Source organism: Arthrobacter gyeryongensis, assembly GCF_039543785.1.
Lineage (GTDB): Bacteria > Actinomycetota > Actinomycetes > Actinomycetales > Micrococcaceae > Arthrobacter > Arthrobacter gyeryongensis.
Genome location: NZ_BAABKK010000003.1, coordinates 50,038 through 66,531 on the forward strand (window position 1 = coordinate 50,038; position 16,494 = coordinate 66,531).

At 59.4% G+C, this 16,494-nt stretch carries 14 protein-coding genes; 5 read left to right on the forward strand and 9 right to left on the reverse strand.

The genetic code is table 11. From position 1 onward, the window contains the following. The first annotated feature begins 39 nt into the window (after positions 1-39). Complete coding sequence (locus ABEA18_RS01875) at positions 40-897, forward strand: DUF3097 domain-containing protein (RefSeq protein ID WP_345447486.1); 858 nt, start codon at positions 40-42, stop codon at positions 895-897. Positions 898-999: 102 nt separating this feature from the next. After that, positions 1,000-1,413 (forward strand): DUF4870 domain-containing protein, encoded by a 414-nt coding sequence (locus ABEA18_RS01880; protein ID WP_345447489.1) that lies wholly within the window; start codon positions 1,000-1,002, stop codon positions 1,411-1,413. Between the two features lie 40 nt (positions 1,414-1,453). Here the strand turns inward: ABEA18_RS01880 and hemW are convergent, their stop codons facing one another. After that, a complete protein-coding gene (gene hemW, locus ABEA18_RS01885) occupies positions 1,454-2,683 on the reverse strand; it encodes a radical SAM family heme chaperone HemW (protein ID WP_345447492.1) in 1,230 nt (409 codons plus the stop codon). Between the two features lie 78 nt (positions 2,684-2,761). Beyond that, positions 2,762-4,615, reverse strand: a complete 1,854-nt coding sequence (gene lepA, locus ABEA18_RS01890; protein WP_345447495.1) for a translation elongation factor 4 — start codon at positions 4,613-4,615, stop codon at positions 2,762-2,764. Positions 4,616-4,762: 147 nt separating this feature from the next. Between lepA and ABEA18_RS01895 the strand changes: the two genes are divergently transcribed. Next, a complete protein-coding gene (locus tag ABEA18_RS01895; protein WP_345447498.1) occupies positions 4,763-5,332 on the forward strand; it encodes a type II toxin-antitoxin system PemK/MazF family toxin in 570 nt (189 codons plus the stop codon). A gap of 171 nt (positions 5,333-5,503) precedes the next feature. Further along, positions 5,504-5,764: a 30S ribosomal protein S20 gene (gene rpsT, locus ABEA18_RS01900; protein ID WP_236810834.1), complete on the forward strand. Its 261-nt coding sequence runs from the start codon at positions 5,504-5,506 to the stop codon at positions 5,762-5,764. Positions 5,765-5,819: 55 nt separating this feature from the next. Here rpsT and ABEA18_RS01905 read toward each other — a convergent pair whose 3' ends face one another. The 6 genes from ABEA18_RS01905 to ABEA18_RS01930 form a co-directional block, all read right to left on the reverse strand. Continuing rightward, on the reverse strand, positions 5,820-6,392 hold the full coding sequence (locus ABEA18_RS01905; protein WP_345447502.1) for a hypothetical protein: 573 nt from the start codon (positions 6,390-6,392) through the stop codon (positions 5,820-5,822). 10 nt (positions 6,393-6,402) lie between these two features. Further along, entirely contained in the window at positions 6,403-6,942 is a 540-nt protein-coding gene (locus ABEA18_RS01910) for a hypothetical protein (protein WP_345447504.1), read from the reverse strand. Beyond that, positions 6,939-7,574 carry an ATP-binding cassette domain-containing protein gene (locus ABEA18_RS01915; protein ID WP_345447764.1) on the reverse strand — a complete coding sequence of 212 codons (636 nt, stop codon included), beginning with the start codon at positions 7,572-7,574 and terminating at the stop codon, positions 6,939-6,941. Before ABEA18_RS01915 ends, ABEA18_RS01910 begins: the two co-directional genes overlap by 4 nt. Continuing rightward, positions 7,547-8,668, reverse strand: a complete 1,122-nt coding sequence (locus tag ABEA18_RS01920; protein WP_345447506.1) for a hypothetical protein — start codon at positions 8,666-8,668, stop codon at positions 7,547-7,549. Before ABEA18_RS01920 ends, ABEA18_RS01915 begins: the two co-directional genes overlap by 28 nt. An 860-nt stretch (positions 8,669-9,528) precedes the next feature. After that, positions 9,529-10,545, reverse strand: coding sequence for a DNA polymerase III subunit delta (holA, locus tag ABEA18_RS01925; RefSeq protein ID WP_345447509.1), 1,017 nt, complete (start codon positions 10,543-10,545; stop codon positions 9,529-9,531). Beyond that, the gene (locus ABEA18_RS01930; protein WP_345447512.1) at positions 10,464-11,483 is read right to left on the reverse strand and encodes a ComEC/Rec2 family competence protein; all 1,020 of its coding nucleotides are present in this window, start codon (positions 11,481-11,483) and stop codon (positions 10,464-10,466) included. Before ABEA18_RS01930 ends, holA begins: the two co-directional genes overlap by 82 nt. Positions 11,484-11,577: 94 nt before the next feature. Here ABEA18_RS01930 and ABEA18_RS01935 point away from each other — a divergent pair, with 94 nt between their 5' ends. Continuing rightward, positions 11,578-12,432, forward strand: a complete 855-nt coding sequence (locus tag ABEA18_RS01935) for a hypothetical protein (protein WP_345447514.1) — start codon at positions 11,578-11,580, stop codon at positions 12,430-12,432. Between the two features lie 140 nt (positions 12,433-12,572). On the opposite strand, the gene ABEA18_RS01940 is transcribed toward ABEA18_RS01935, so the two are convergent. After that, the gene (locus tag ABEA18_RS01940; protein ID WP_345447517.1) at positions 12,573-16,373 is read right to left on the reverse strand and encodes a YobI family P-loop NTPase; all 3,801 of its coding nucleotides are present in this window, start codon (positions 16,371-16,373) and stop codon (positions 12,573-12,575) included. Positions 16,374-16,494 lie beyond the last annotated feature (121 nt).

Sequence of the window (16,494 nt, forward strand, 5' to 3'; positions counted from 1 at the left end):
CCGTCAACGATCCCCCTAGCGCAAAGTGGTGTGAAGACCGTGTCTTACGACAATTGGGGCCCGCAAGACCTCTCCTCGCCTGCCAAACGGCAACTGCCTGAGGTGCCCGTTGAACGCGGGATGGTTCTCGAGGATGTGCAGTCCGGTTGGGTCGGGGCCGTGACCAGGGTGGAGAAGTCCGGAGGCATGCACATTGTGGTGCTTGAGGATCGGCGGGGAAAGGCCAAATCGTTCCGGCTCGGATTTGGATTCCTCCTGGAGGGACAAGCGGTGAAGCTCGTGCCGCCGGCTCCACGCGCCACGGCCGCAAATGCCGCGGCGCAAGCAGGCAGGACGGCATCGGGATCCGTCCGCGTCGCCGGGCAGCGGGCCCAAGTCGCCAAGGCGAGCCGGATCTGGGTGGAAGGCAAGCACGACGCCGAACTCGTGGAAAAGGTGTGGGGAGATGATCTTCGGGTGGAGGGCATCGTCGTCGAGCCCTTGCACGGCGTGGACGATCTCAAAGCGGCCATTGCCGGGTTCTCCCCCGGCCCGGGGCGCCGGCTCGGAATCCTCGTGGACCACTTGGTACCGGATTCGAAGGAGTCGCGGATTGCTGCCGACGCCATGACACTGCCGGGCGCCGCGGGAAACGTCCTGATCGTGGGACATCCCTACGTGGATGTCTGGCAGGCAATCCGGCCCAAGGTGTTGGGGATCGAACAATGGCCAACCATCGCGCGTGGCACGGATTGGAAGACCGGCATCCTGAGGTCGTTCGGCTGGCCGCATGAGACGGCCGAAGATGTAGGGCTGGGTTGGCAAAAGCTTCTTGGCGCCGTCCACAGCTACGCCGACTTGGAGCCCTCTTTGCTGGGCCGCGTGGAAGAAGTGATCGATTTCCTGACTGTTCCGTGACGATTGCGCGCCCCGGGCAGAGGAGTTGGTCGGCTGATCGCGTGCCGAGCAAGTATTCTGGGACAGCAACACTGCACCGATTGATACTCGAAGGAAGATACTGTGGCAGACAACGCTCCTGACGATCGGGATGGCACCTCGGGCCAGTCCCAGTACCACGGCGTTCCTGCCAACGCGCTGCCCTTGACCGCCTCGGAAGACCGGCAGTGGGCAACACTGGCACATTTCGGCGGGATCCTTGGCTGCGTTCCTTCGCTTCTGATCTACCTGATCTTCCGCGAACGCGGCCCCTTCACGGCACAGGAGTCCAAGGAAGCGCTCAACTTCACCTTGCCTCCGACGATTGCCGCAGTGCTCGCCAACGTCCTTGTCTTGCTCCCGGTCGTCGGAAACCTGTTCGCTGTCCTTGCCACCGCAATCTGGGTCGCCGTGACATGCTTCTCGGTGTCAGCCGGAATCCGCGTCAACCACGGACAGCCGCACCGCTACCGCTTCAACCTGCGCTGGATCAAGTAGCCGGTCTTCGCGGGTCCGTACGTAACTCCCGCACCTCGCGCTAGTCCGGAAGGATCCGGCGGACCACGGCGTCTGCGAGTAGCCGGCCCTTGAGAGTCAGGACCAGCCGTCCTTGGAAGGCCGCACCAGGCTCAACCAGGCTGTCGGCAATGAGGCCTGCGACGGCGTGGCGGCCCACCTTGTCGAGCGCGTCGACTTGAAGCCCGGTGCCGAGCCGAGCCTCCAGCATGATGCGTTCCACTTCCCGGGTACCGGCGTCGAGCGTTTCACGTCCAGCGGCCGGAGACACCCCGCTGCCGAGCCTGTTGGCATAGGCCGTGGGGTGTTTGACGTTCCACCAGCGGACGCCGCCCATGTGGGAATGCGCACCGGGTCCGATGCCCCACCAATCGTCTCCCCGCCAATAGGCTAGGTTGTGTTTGCACGCCTGTTCGGGAGTGCGGGACCAATTGCTGACCTCGTACCAGTCCAGACCGGCGGCGCTGATCAGCTGATCGGCGAGTTCGTATTTGGCGGCGTGATCGTCGTCGTCGATGCCGGGAACTTCTCCGCGCCGGATCTGTGCCGCCAGCTTCGTGCCTTCTTCAACGATCAGCGCATAGGCGCTGATGTGGTCCGGACCGTAGGACAACGCTGTCTCCAGGGAGGTCCGCCAATCAGCCATGGACTCGCCGGGAGTGCCGTAGATGAGGTCGAGGCTCACGGCGAGGCCGGCGTCGCGCGCCCATTGGACCACCAAGGGGACCCGGCTGGGAGTGTGTGTACGGTCCAGGACCTTGAGTACGTGAGGGACCGCCGACTGCATGCCGAAGGAAATCCGCGTAAAGCCGGCATCCGCGAGCAGCTGGAGGGACTCCGGCGTCACAGAGTCCGGATTCGCCTCAGTGGTGACTTCGGCCCCGGCTTCCAGTCCCCAGTGCCCGACGGCGGCCGTCAGGATCCGCGCGAGGTCTTCAGCAGGCAGGAGGGTCGGCGTCCCGCCGCCGAAGAACACCGTGCTCAGGGGCCGTTGCGGCAGCCCGGAGGCTTCCATGGCCCGGACGGCGAACTCCACTTCCGAAATGGCAGTGGACGCGTAGGCGTCCTGGGAGGCGCCGCCGCCAAGCTCAGTGGCTGTGTACGTGTTGAAATCGCAGTATCCGCAACGGACGGCACAGAAAGGTATGTGGACGTACAGTCCAAACTTTCGTGAATCGACGCCGTCGAGCACCTGCGGCGGCAAGAGTCCGTCCGCAGGTGCCGGATCCCCGAGGGGAAGAACGCTAGGCACGGATTTCCCCTCGTGCCCGTCCTGCGCGCACCGCTACAGTGCGCGCCTGTCCCGTGGTGTCCCGGGCGAAAAGCCGCATTACTTCTTGGCCTTGTCCTTGGATTCGTCGGTGGTCAGGGCTGCGATGAACGCTTCCTGTGGAACTTCCACGCGGCCCACCATCTTCATGCGCTTCTTGCCTTCCTTCTGCTTTTCCAGAAGTTTGCGCTTACGGGTGATGTCACCGCCGTAGCACTTGGCAAGGACGTCCTTGCGGATGGCGCGGATGCTCTCGCGGGCAATGATCCGCGAGCCGATAGCGGCCTGGATGGGCACCTCGAACTGCTGGCGGGGAATGAGCTCGCGCAGCTTGCCAGTCATCATGACCCCGTAGGCGTAGGCCTTGTCACGGTGGGTGATGGCGCTGAAAGCGTCAACCTGCTCACCCTGGAGCATGATGTCCACCTTGACCAGGTCGGCGACCTGCTCGCCGTCGGCCTTCCAGTCCAGCGAACCGTAGCCTCGGGTCTTGGACTTGAGGATGTCGAAGAAGTCGAAGACGATTTCGGCCAGCGGCAAGCGGTAGCGGATTTCCACGCGGTCTTCGGAGAGGTAGTCCATGCCGCCCATGACGCCGCGGCGGCTCTGGCACAGCTCCATGATGGCGCCCACAAACTCATTGGGCGCCAGGATGGTGGCGGACACCATCGGTTCGCGAACCTCCGAGATCTTGCCCGTGGGGTACTCGCTGGGGTTGGTGACGTGGATGACCCGCTTGTCCTCCAGCGTGACCTCGTACTCAACGTTGGGAGCGGTGGAGATGAGGTCGAGGTTGTACTCGCGCTCGAGGCGTTCACGGGTGATTTCCAAGTGCAGCAGGCCAAGGAAGCCCACGCGGAAACCGAAGCCCAGGGCGGCAGACGTCTCAGGTTCGTAGACGAGTGCTGCGTCGTTGAGCATGAGCTTCTCGAGGGCATCCCGGAGCACGGGATAGTCCGTGCCGTCCAAGGGATACAAGCCGGAGAAGACCATGGGCTTGGCATCGGCGTAACCGGCGAGGGATTGCGAAGCGGGCTTGGCCAGGTTGGTCACGGTATCGCCGACCTTTGACTGGCGGACGTCCTTCACGCCGGTGATCAAGTAGCCTACTTCGCCGACGCCCAGGCCCTTGGAAGGCGTGGGCTCCGGAGAGCTGACACCGATTTCCAGGAGCTCGTGGGTGGCACGGGTGGACATCATCTGGATCCGCTCGCGCGGGTGCAGCATGCCGTCCACGACACGGACGTAGGTAACCACGCCGCGGTAGGTGTCGTACACGGAGTCGAAGATCATGGCTCGGGCCGGAGCGTCCGGGTCGCCGACAGGAGCCGGAAGATCGCGGACGATCTTGTCCAGCAGGGCCTCCACGCCCACGCCGGTCTTGCCGGATACGCGAAGCACGTCCTCGGGGTCGCCGCCGATCAGGTTCGCGAGTTCCGCGGCGTACTTTTCGGGCTGGGCGGCCGGGAGGTCGATCTTGTTGAGCACCGGAATGATCGTGAGGTTGTTTTCCATCGCCAGGTAGAGGTTGGCCAGGGTTTGGGCCTCGATGCCTTGAGCGGCATCCACCAAGAGGACTGCGCCTTCACAGGCCGCGAGGGAACGGGAAACCTCATAGGTGAAGTCAACGTGGCCGGGAGTATCGATCATGTTCAGGGCGTAGCTGGTGCCGTCAAGTTCCCAGGGCATGCGGACAGCCTGGGACTTGATGGTGATGCCACGTTCGCGTTCGATATCCATGCGGTCCAGATACTGGGCCTTCATGTCGCGGGACTTAACGACGCCGGTGTACTGCAACATGCGGTCGGCCAAGGTGGATTTACCGTGGTCGATGTGGGCAATGATGCAGAAGTTCCGGATGATGGCCGGATCTGTCGCGGCGGGCACCGGTGCGGTGCGGGCCATGGGAGACACGCAGGGTCCTTACTGTCGATACTCACACGGCCGGACTCCGGACTGGTCTGGACCATCCCGGCCGATGCCGCATATCTGAACTAATAGTCTCCCATGAACCCGGCGCCGGTTGTGCACTGGCATGGCAAGGGAAAGTACGGTGGTTCCATGGCAGCGGACACACACTTGCTTGGCAGACTCCTCAAAGGCTCCCTGGGCTACCTTCGACGGATCATCGGACCTCCGGCCGGCGCACCCCCTCGCCGATCCCCGAAAGGCGGGGCCGCGGCGAAGTCGAACCGGACACGGAACGCGAGCACCGACGTCGGGCAGCTTTCCCGCCCGTATCCGGGCGACTTCCGGGGCGCGGTGTCGCCGCGGTACTCCCCCAATCCCGACGGCAAACCGGACCCGGGAGAGATCGTGTGGTCCTGGGTTCCGTACGAGGAGGATTATTCCCAAGGCAAGGACCGGCCGGTCCTTTTGATAGGGCACGACGGCGCGTGGCTGCTGGGGCTGATGCTGACCAGCAAAGACCACGACAACGGCCGCCGTTCAGATGGCTACGTCGACATCGGCACCGGTTCCTGGGACCCCCAAGGCCGGCCGAGCGAGGTCAAGGTAGACCGGGTGGTTCGCGTCAATCCGGCGGACGTCCGGCGGGAGGGTGCCGTGCTCGACAAACGCACTTTCCAACTTGTGGCGCGCCGGCTCAACGGGCAACACGACTCGGCATAGACGCGAAATCCCCGGAAAAGCGTCGAGTCTGATAATATTTATGGCTGTGTGTCCGTGCAGGTCGACGGCCACTCATGGTTGGCTGCCATAGGCATCCCCACGCCGCTCAGTCGATGGCCAACCTGAAAACCCTCTAGACCATTTTCCGCATTAAAAAGAGAGTTCACACACGTGGCTAATATCAAGTCCCAGAAGAAGCGCATCCTCACCAACGAGAAGGCTCGCCTGCGTAACAACGCCGTCAAGTCTGAGCTGAAGACGGCCATCCGCGCCGTTGCCACCGCCGTTGAGTCCACGGACAAGGATGCCGCTGCAAAGGCTCTTGTTGCTGCTAGCCGTAAGCTGGATAAGGCTGTCAGCAAGGGCGTTATTCACAAGAACAACGCTGCGAACCGCAAGTCGGCGATCTCCAAAAAGGTCAGCGCACTCTAAGGTTTATCCAGTTCGACTGAGCTGAACGTGAGGCCGGCACCCCTGGGTGCCGGCCTCAGGTATTTAAGGCGGAGCTACCTGAGACGAGCAGGACCGAGTTTACGGTGGCGACGATGACGAAGAGAATCGCAAGGCGCCCGTTCGTGGCATCAAATATTCTCTTGGCAGCTGCAACGTAGATGGCCGCCGCGATGGTGCCGAACAGGATACGCACCCAGGCTTGACCGAGCAGACCGATCGCTTCGGGCTGCAGAAACAGTCCCATGATCAGGACTGTGGCCATGAACGGGATTTGACCTAGAAGAACCCAAAACCAGCTGGTTCCAAGGGTGGGGCCATGCCCCTTGACGATGCCCTTGTAGATAAGCCTCAGTATGAGGGCTTGCAGAAACGATGCCAGGACACTCCAGACAATGACGCCCACGCGAAGGAAGGTGAGGAGCACTTCTTGGCTCGAAAACTGGTTGACTTCGGCATTTTCTGTAACTAGTCGTTCAATGCCCAATCGCACCGCGAATTGGGCAGCAGCAGTGTATGCGAGCAGGAGGCAGATGATCCAGACTGGATTGGCTTTCTTCAGACTCTGCCGCGTGGGCTGATCGGACGTCTTTGGGCTCGTGGAGGTCATGACTTACCTTTCAAGTAGTGAGTAGTGCTTGTTCGGCCCATTCGGCAAGGGCCGCCAGGATGTAGAAGGTGGCGGGGGCGGTGACGATTTTGCGCATTTTCTGAGCCATGCGATGCCAACTGTGTTCGCCTCTGACCGTTCCGAGAAGTGTTGGCCAGAATAGACGTGCCCCTTGGATTGTGAGTGTCCACGCTACGATCTCGAGGGGAACGTGGACCGCGGTGAGCGCAACGGTCTGGTGAAGGCCAACAGCCGCGGTACTGGCAACCAGGCCCATCCCGAGCCAAAAGCCGTTGAGGATCATCATGACGATCGCACCGTAGTGGGTCAGGAAAAGAGCGAGAACAGCCAAGGAAGCGTTGTGCAGAAGTATTCCTGGCGCGCTAATCGAGGTCACGTCACTGCTACTGCCCCAGGTGAAGAGAGAAGCAAAACCTATCCCGCAGGCTATGGCGATCAGAATTTTCAAGGAATCGGTGCCGAGATATGGGAAGTGGGAACGCAAGGCTTTGAAAGGAGTGCGAAACCTATTGTTGAGACGACTGCTCATTTTCGCGCTCCTGTTGGGCGCAGTTCCACCGTATCCTTTTGGCGGATCGCGAGATCGTAGTCGGTCCAGTGGTCATCCTCGTGGGTAGCCACGAGGACCAGTCGGCTTCTTCCTACGGCGAGGATTGACTGGCGTGCGACTAAAGAGGCTTGCTGGTCCAATCCGTTGAGAGGCTCGTCGAGAAGTAGGACACCGACGTTCTTGAGTGCCAAAGCTACTGTCAGAACAAGTCGCTGGCGCTGTCCGAGGGATAGGTCTGCGACCTTGGTTGGCATCATCTGTTCCGTCAGAAGATGATGTCCTTCATGTTCCGGCATCTCCGACGGGCCAGTCAGCGGCCTGACCATATCCAAGTGTTCTTCGACCGTGAGGTAGTCGAGGGTAAGAAAGTCCGTGTCTAGATAGACCGCCGTGAAGTCCTTTCTCCACCGCTCGATTTCCGTGCACGACGTCGAGATCATGCCGCCGAGGAGCTTGAGTAGGGTCGTTTTGCCGCATCCATTCGGCCCTCGAAGCGCAACAACGCCGCAGTCCGGAAGATCTACAGCGGCTCCGTCAAAAATGACGTGGGATCCAAAGGCATGATCGACAGTCGCCAGAGATTTCAGGTGTCCTCCGTTTCGGTGGCAGATAGTTCACACAGCCATGCAGGCGCGTCGTTGAGAACAAGGGCGGCCAAGAGCACAGCCACGAGAGTCAGTCCGCCAGACGCGATGCCAAGCCAAGGACCGTTTGTAGCTTGCGGTGCAGCGGTGCCCAGAATGCCTGAGAACACAACTGCGAGGCCAGCGCAAAGTGCTGCGCCTAATCCGGCCTTGGATTTCTGCGCCAACTTCGCGATGTACGAGGCCGGCATAACGGCCGTCCGACGCTGGACGATCAAGGCGTCGATGCTTATCTCGAGAGCGGCAAGAGCAACAAGCAAGACCGCCGCCTGGGTGTACTTTCCTAAAAGGAAGAATACAGATAACACAAAGGTCAATGGCGCAGTCACTACGAACGCAGTTACCAGGCTGCGGATAATGAGCGGCCTTACCCAGGATGGTCTAAGCCTTACTAGGAACAGGGCAAAGCCCAAGGTTTCAGGCGAAGAGATCCGTACGAAAGATGATCGATACAGTACTAAACCCGAGAAGAAGACAGCAAGGGAAATAAACGGCGCCGTCCACGGCCACGGTGTCATTTCCATGACCGACAAGGCCAAGCTTGACAAGAGGAAAATGCATGCTGCCTTATTTGATAAATCAGCCATCAACCCTCGGCTACGTCGGGCGCGAGGATGAGCGGTGGCCCGGTAGAGGGCAGGGGTGGACACGGCCGTAAGGACTGTACCAGCCAGGATCAACAACAACTTGTAAACCGATCTGGAGCCGAAGATTTCAACCAGATCAAACGACGGTACATTCGTAAAGAGAAGAATTAGGCTCCACGCCGAGAAGGCAACAATTAAAACAACGAGCACCCGGATTGCCGCTCTCTTCAGGGGTGCCACGACAAGAAATGATGAGATTACGAGGGCCCCGGCGGCTAATAGGTTATTGACATTGTGCCACCGCAGGTTCTGAACGATGAGCATGCTGGCAAGACCCAGATCCGTAAGGACCAAACCCGCGCGCATCCCAACCCCCAAGGGTGCTGACACGGTGTTCCAACAACGATGGGTTTTCCTGTAGCGGCGCCTGGTCTGTAAAAGTGCCATTGCCAACACCACCGCCACGATGCTCACTATGTCGGGAGTGCGGAGAGGAATTCCCAATGTGGTTAACCCAGTCGGCTGAGGCGTCCACACTATTCCGACACCGACGACTAGTATTGTCAACAAATGCCCAAATATTAGTGCATTGTTAATTGCGCTGGCGTGCGATGAAAAGCCTAAACTCGTCAGAAGGTCCTGGAGTCGATGGGACCGTCGCCGAAAATCGTTAGTGAAGGTTGCCTTACACCCGGAGAGGACCACAGCGAATACACTAGGACGCCTGTGGGTGACGTTAGGTGAGTTCATTGTGGCCCCCTCATGGGCTGGTACTTAAGTGTTAGCGGTTTACCAGGCAACGAACTGCTTCAGGGCCCACTTCCTGGCCAGACCAAAAATTAGCCCGGCCACTGCAGCTCCAATACCGAAGGACGCCACGACGGCTGCAGCCATCGCCGCCCAAGATAGACATGAATGCTCCTTTCATGCGGTGACTTTCGTAGTCACAGATGGAAAGTGGCTGATGGCATTGCCGACCAAGATGGCTTGCTCGGCAACCGACTCGGCCTTGTCCCCAAAGCAAAGTCACACGTCCGGCATCTCAGCGGGCTGACACATCGGGCGCGCCATCCGGAGGAAGGACTCCCCCACGACGAAGACTAAGGTCAAAAAAGCCCCATCGGTGGCCGTTGGCTTGAATTTGAGTGGTCATTGCCAGAAATTGAGTAGTGGTTGCCCCGAAATTGAGTACCAGCCGGCCGCCTCTTTGTGCACTGGTGACACGCAGAGCGCGTCGCGGCACGCCGTTGACTTTCTTGTGGACTGGCGGGATGTACGTGGGGACGAAACTTGCGGCGCCGGGCTGAGTTGGCTAGCGGCCGGGCACCAGCCCTCTAGCGGCCGCGGGCCGCGTTGGCGATGACCGTGACGGCGTGCTCTACCGCGTACACGGGATCCCGCGAGAGGCCCTTTACCTGGGCATCCGCTTCAGCCGTGACCTGGATGGAACGGACCAGGCCATCGGGAGTCCAACGGCGAACGTCACGCTGGGCCTGTTCCACGAGCCATGGCTGCATGCCAAGCTGTTTGGCGATCTGTGCCGACGATCCCTGGGCTCCGGCTACCTTGGCCAGGGTGCGGAGCTTCGCGGCGAGGGCGGCCACCAGCGGCACCGGGTCAACCCCGGTGGCGAGGGCATGCCGGAGGCTGGACAGGGCCTGGGGCCCGTTGCCGGCCATGGCGGCGTCCGCAACCTTGAATGCGGTGGCTTCCACGCGGCCGCCATAGTAGCGCTCCACTGTGGCGGCGTCGACCGCGGTAGTTGCGTCCGCGATGAGCTGGTTGCAGGCGGCAGCGAGCTCCGAGAGGCTGGCGCCGACTGCATTGACGAGGGCCTGGACAGCTTCCGCTTCGATGCGGCGCCCGCCTGCCTTGAATTCCGAGACGACGAAAGCTGTTTTCTCGGCGTCCTTTTTCAAGGGCTGGCAGTCAACCACCGGCCATCCCGAGGACTTGATGGCGTCCAGGAGCTTCTTTCCGCGCACCCCGCCACCGTGGCGAAGGACCAACACGACGTCGCTTTCCGGTTGGGCTACGTATTTCAAGGCATCGGCGAGGAAGGCATCGGTCATCGATTCGAGGCCCTCGATCTCGATGAGTTTTGCCTCATCGAACAGTGACGGCGTGACCGCCATTGCGAGCGAACCGGACTCGTAGCTGCCGGCATTGAGTCTGCTGATTTCCACTTCCGGTGCCGCTGCCCGCACCTGCGAGCGGATCCGATCCATGGCCCGGATTCCGAGGTACTCCTCAGGGCCGGTGATGAGCACTACCGCCGACGGGGTAACGTCCCGCCAGCTGGCGGTGTTCGCCGCGGAGGTTTTGGCCTTGGAGACTTGGCCAGCAGCCAATGTTGCTTCCTTCCAGAAGGGTTTTGCTTTGGTCCCAGTCTCCCACGTGCAGCGTCCCGGGCGGTGTTCCTCAATCCTGCGACCCGCATACCAGGCGGCGGCGAGCCAGCGGAATGGCCATCGGTCCAGCGGCGACGGACAGTCAATTCCCCGGCGGCTATAAGGAATACGAAGTGGCGGTGCAGCGACAGTACGGCGGAGCCCGCCCAGACCGGATGCAGGACCAGCCACACCATCAGGATGGTGACGACGGACCACAGAATCATGGTGGCGATTCCCGTGGGACCTTCCGGCCACGGCAGCGCCGCCCCCGGAAGTCCTGCGAAAAACCTCGCGATTGCCGCCACCATTGCCGCGCTGGCCCCGGCAACGGCTATCGGAACAATTGCAAGCCACGGAAGTAAACCAACGAGGGGAACCGCAATGGTTCCCAAGATCGTCACGGGTGCGACAAACGGAGCAACTGCGATATTCGCCAGCAATGAGTAGCTGGAGAACTGCGGTTGCAAGGCCACGATCACCGGGCCGCACAGGAGCTGCGCGGCCAAGGGGACGGCAACAGCGGAGGCTAGCCAGGAAGGCACCGACGCTGGAGCCCAGGATGCGATGGGCCGTGCCAAGAGGACAATTCCCAGCGTGGCCAGGACCGACAGGAGAAATCCGATGCTCGTGCCAAGTGAGGGGTCCAGGATGAGTAGGCCAGTCACGGCAAGGCAGAGAAAGCCCAGGCTCCTCCCCTGCCTCCCGGCACTCAGCGCGCTCAGGCCGATAGCACCCATGACCGCCGCCCTCATGACGCTCGCGTCCGGCCCCACCATCATGACAAAAGCCGCCAATCCCCCCAGGGCCACGATTGCCGCCACTACCCTGGCAAGCCGAAAGCTCCTCGCGAGGAGCACCAGGCCGCCAAGAATGAGGCTGCAATTTGCGCCGCTCATTGTTAAGTTAGGAGGTGGGTACTTGAGACGCAGAATCTCCGCTGGTTGTCGAGTCCCAGCCGTACTTTGCTCAAGGTGGTTTTAGACTCTCAGGATGCGAGAGAACGACTTTTTCGAAGAGGCAGAGGCCGCTGATGTTTGGGCCCGTCAACAGGAGGCGCTAAACACCGACCTCATAGAGCGAGTCCACGCAGGACCACTTAAATCTGCTACTGATGTCGAAATCGCCGTCCCCTTGGCCAGACTCGTCCATGACGAGTATCGAAATCGCGGCACTGAGAATAATCCCAGGATCTCGGTTCATGAGTCCCGCGCCGTAATGGCTGCCCTAAGGGCGGTATTGAAGCGCTTGGGCGTCGACTTCCGACCCCCGTTCTTTGATTTCGATGGGTTCTACAGCTACTGGAAAAACAACAACGGCTCCAATTCCTGGCAGGCACGTCGGCAGATGCTCTCGGAGCTATTCGATCCTTTGCACGAACAGCTCGCTGATCTGGAGGTCGGTACCGTCGCGTCGACTCTCGCCGATCCTGTAACGTCGCACCCTCGCACCGGTTGGACCCGGGTAGACGAAGAGATCACGGAACTCCGGCGGCACTTCCAGAACGCAAGAACTGAGCAGGACTACCGGAATGTGGGCAATGACTGCGTGATCATCCTGGAACGCCTTTCTGAGGCTGCGTACGTTCGGGATCGGCACTTGTTCGACGGTGAGGAAGAGCCTCCGGTAGCCAGCACGAAGAACCGCTTGGAACGAGTGATCGAGGTCGATCTTGCCGGATCCGAGAATGCTGCGCTCCGGAAACTCGTGCGTGCGGCAATCGAACAAGCTCAGGGCGTCAAACATGGCGCGACGATAAACCGTCGCTACGCAGGCGTGTCCGCAGACTCAGTGATTCTGCTGGCGAATATGCTGCGCCGCATCACCGAAGGATCCCAGACAGCATGAGGGAACTGGTCGAAGAAGCAGCCGAAGTTGAATGGCCCGGTCAGCCGTTCGATCCGAACACAGCCGATGGCTGGGATCGCACCTACTGCGGCCGTCACGGAGTTCTGAAGCTAGTACTTGTCCCTGCGGCGGGGCGCGCCCTAGCCGCGTCGGAGGTTGACTCTGAACTCCGAACCGGTCGGGTTGGGGTCACGACTACTCACTTGACGGACAGCCACCAAATGGTCCGCTAGTTTGAGGTTTGCGTTGGTAAGCGGGAGTTTCGTGTGACCGCCGGTTGTAGTCAGCTTTCGGTATCTCTCCGGCATGAGGCGTAGAACTTCAAGCACGTCGTCAAGAACCAGCGAATCAATTTCGAGGGCGATCAGCTGCACAATGGGGCTCGCGTCAACGTCCGCAGAGGCCATTACAAGTAGATTCGCAGCGCCTACTGTGAGGGCTTTTGACAAAGCGAGGCGGGCCAGCACATCGAGAGCCACTCGTCCAGTCGACGATCCAAAGTCACTCAAATTGAGCACTATGGTTTCCTTGATGTCATCCGAAACGGAATTGTCCTGCACGAGGGAAGCAAAATCGTCCGCAGAGAAATCGATCGATCTGACGTAGCCGACAAAATCTTCTGATGCTTGAATGTAAGAGCTCTTCACTGGCCATGGAGCCGCGGCGAGCCCTTCGAACGCTGTTGCCGAATCCTCGACCAGGCCTGCGGCTAAGACTGCGCCAGCCATCCCCGCGTCTTCGCCAGCAAGATTAATGTCCGCTATGGACAATGGGGCTTCGAGCCCGAGGCTCACTGCAAGTTGCACCCGCTTTTCATAGTTCAACTGATTGGTGGTGAGCAGCGTCAGCGCAAGGCTGATCTTGTCCGACTCGGCGACTGATTCGAGTTCGGTGATTTCATCGGCGGCTTTCAGCGTCCTGGCAAGGTGCATGTCGATGCTGCCCACCTTTTCGATGTAGCTCGCCACATTGCTGTAGTTTGGCGCAAGTTTTCCTGTCTGTGCGACGATAGGCCAGAGCTTCTCGTCCAGGTTCGCGATCTTGTTGACGATGACCCCCGAGGACCTTTCAGCGACTTTCAATACGTCATTCAGGTCTCTATTCGCCAGACTGTTGAGGATACCGGTGAAATTTTTGTAGCTCGCGATTGTGTGACTAGTTGTCACCGAGCTCGCTTGAATTTCTAGGTAGGCCGAGAGATTGCCTGCCGCGTATGCAAAGATGCTCTCGCTGGCCGAGCGAAGATTGTCTAGTGCGAGATTGGTCTCGCCATCAATCGCTGCCGTCAGGTTCGCTTCGGTCAACTCATACAGCGAGTTCTCGACGGCCGAGGGCCTGAGTGCCACCGACAAGGAAGAGAGGGAAGCGAACGTAACGCTCGCGTCCTTCAGGACTGCAACCACCATTTCCAAGGAGTTGACCTCGCGTCCACCGACCAAGGCCTTCATCTTCAGATAGTTCGACTGAATGAAGTCTCTGACCACCGGCGACGTCAAGTATCGGTGCTTGGCGGACAACGCTGAGAAGGCGATGTCTAGAAGCTCGGATCGCTCTTCCTCAGCGACAGACTCGTCGGTGACCAAGAACTCGAGAATGCCTGTCCAACTTGGCGTGAGGCGTGTGACAAGTGCCGCCTGCTCATGACCGCTCGCGAAGTAGGCAGTTCGTATCGCGAAATCTTCTTCGCGGTCTCCGCCGATCAGCGGCATCGAGCGATCGAGTCTCGCATCTTCGCTCGCTAGGAGGTAGTCGAGCAATTGGATGTTGTAAATGCTTCGCTCGTTGAAGATCCCGTCGCCAACTTCGTCAAGCATGGCTGCGATCTGTGGTCCGGTTCCGATCTCGGCGTTGATGTCCACCGTGCCTGCGTCAACCGAATGAAGGATGAAGTTCCTTGCTCGGGCTGTCACAGTGTCGTCGTAGTACAGGGAGACGTAAAGGCTGAAATTTCTGTCGATGTAGCCAGCCCTGATCAGGTCAAAGGTCAATCCTTTGCCGAGGTGGCGCTCGGCAATAGCTGAGAAGGACTCGAATCCATGCTCTGTCTCGAGGACGATGTCGTGTCGCTCAGCAAGTTGCTGCATTGTCGCGGTTTTTAGGAATTCCCTCAGATCAATGGAATCCTCGATGGTGGTCTGCAGCATTCTTGCATCTGCTGTTTTCCATTCTTCGAGATTCAGTGGATCGTCGAGTTCCTTGCGGAGGTCATCTAAGGTGATGTTGAGCTGAAACTTGACACGGCCTTGATTATATTGGACCTGCACAGCGACTTGATACTCGAGCTTGAGCGTGAGTGATTCGTTCTCAAGCCACGATTCCCAGAAGCCAGGTTCACGAAGCTGAGCCAAGGTGACGGAGGACGACAGCGTGATGCTCGCCTTGTCCAAGGACTGACCTGCGGATCGCAGCAACCTGTCCATATACTCTTCGAGCCCATTACCAAGTATTTCTGCGCGAGACTCGACTAGTTCAAGCTTTCCCTTCCTTGAGCGCGCAAGGCGGGCTTCTTGCTCCGCAGAAGCAATCCGCGTGTTGACTAGCTTCCGAAAATCTCTCCAAACGTCGTCGAGTCGACTCGTACCCTCTTTGACCTTCTCGAAGTCCGTCATGCTGAGATTCTTGTAGACGATCATGGCGAACAACGGTTGCGGCTGAAGCTCGTCAAGGTGACCAGTCGCGAGGATCTTTTGAGCGAAGATGCCAAACTCGTTGTGGATGTTCTTGATCAGTCGCATGTCCACCAGATAAGCAGACAAGATATCAAGAAGCGGCTTTCCGATCTCAAAGCCAGACGACTTCATCTCCTTTGCAATCAAGTCGCGCGCATTACGATGGCTAATAAAGGGAACAACCGGAATGACAACATCGAAGAATTTTGTCCGGTTAGTAACGGCCAGTTGCTGAATCTCTTGCGCGGTCAGCTTGACGCCGTTGATCGAAATCTTCCCAAGCTGTTCAAAGATGCTGTCTTTGATGGCGTACACGAACGTAAGTCGCTTGGGAGCGATCTGCTTCGAGTTGTTGAGCAACGTGTTCAGCTCGCGCAGCGTCTCGAAGATGTAGGGGTCGTTGAAGCGGTCAATGTCCTCGAAGACGACGACGTCGTAGGGATTCGCCTCGAAGAAGTACACGATCTCGTCGAGGTACTGGTCGAAGAAGCTGCCCGTATTATTGGTGAGCGAGATGGAGGCCGGTCCGGACGTGAGCTTCTCGATCCACACTCTGTTGTGTAGGAGCGCCTGCAACCCGTGCGCCATCGCGAGCACGAAGATGAAGACACCGGCATAGATAAGAATGGCGGGCCACAAGGCGTTATCGAAGATTGCCTGAACCTTGGAAGTCGCTCCGGTCAACAGTGCAATCACCGTGAGAGCTGCGGCAAGTAGGGCCGAAAACCCAAATGCACGGCCTCGCCGAAAGCCTTCGATCCGGCGATATCGAGACCCAGGAACGCTAGATGGCTTTTCGCGATACAGGAGTTGCTTGACGATCTCCTTCTGGATGGCGTTCGTTATCGCGGGCGTTGCCAACGGGTCGTTCTTCGCCGGATCGTCACGTGTTGCGGCTTCCTCGCTTCCTAGCGTGGACAACGAAACACTCACCACGCGATCGCTGAGGTCTTCAACGACCTTGCTCAAGATGCTGCTTTTGCCCGAGCCGTAGCTGCCGGTCAGCGCGATGTTGCACGGCCGCAGTTCTTCAACCTCTCCCTCCTCACCGTGGCGCTTCGGCATGCGCGCGGGCCTGTTGAGCTCGCCTTTGAGGTAGTGGACGTACAGCTCATGGCTCGCAGGGTCGAACGCTGGCCTTAGCGAATGGATCGTGAAGAGATCCCACTTCTGCCCCTCAGATCCGCTCGTAGCATCTTCAGTGTCAATCCCTGGCGAATCGTCCGTCACCGATGCGTCGTCGGGGTTTTCCTCAGGATGCTCAGTACTCATGTCCAGCAGGTTACATGGCCGATACGACACTCAACTCATACTCCCTGGCGAGATCACGTACGTAGACCGGACGCACTTGAAGCTTTCACCAACGCCTGTCTTCTTTGAGTCGGCCGGCACG

What these genes read in the sequence shown, in the direction of transcription:
- ABEA18_RS01930 (WP_345447512.1), bottom strand. Translation starts at nt 11,483, where the DNA reads ATGAGCGGCGCAAATTGCAGCCTCATTCTTGGCGGCCTGGTGCTCCTC.
- ABEA18_RS01935 (WP_345447514.1), top strand. Translation starts at nt 11,578, where the DNA reads ATGCGAGAGAACGACTTTTTCGAAGAGGCAGAGGCCGCTGATGTTTGG.
- ABEA18_RS01910 (WP_345447504.1), bottom strand. Translation starts at nt 6,942, where the DNA reads ATGAGCAGTCGTCTCAACAATAGGTTTCGCACTCCTTTCAAAGCCTTG.
- ABEA18_RS01895 (WP_345447498.1), top strand. Translation starts at nt 4,763, where the DNA reads ATGGCAGCGGACACACACTTGCTTGGCAGACTCCTCAAAGGCTCCCTG.
- ABEA18_RS01905 (WP_345447502.1), bottom strand. Translation starts at nt 6,392, where the DNA reads ATGACCTCCACGAGCCCAAAGACGTCCGATCAGCCCACGCGGCAGAGT.
- ABEA18_RS01940 (WP_345447517.1), bottom strand. Translation starts at nt 16,373, where the DNA reads ATGAGTACTGAGCATCCTGAGGAAAACCCCGACGACGCATCGGTGACG.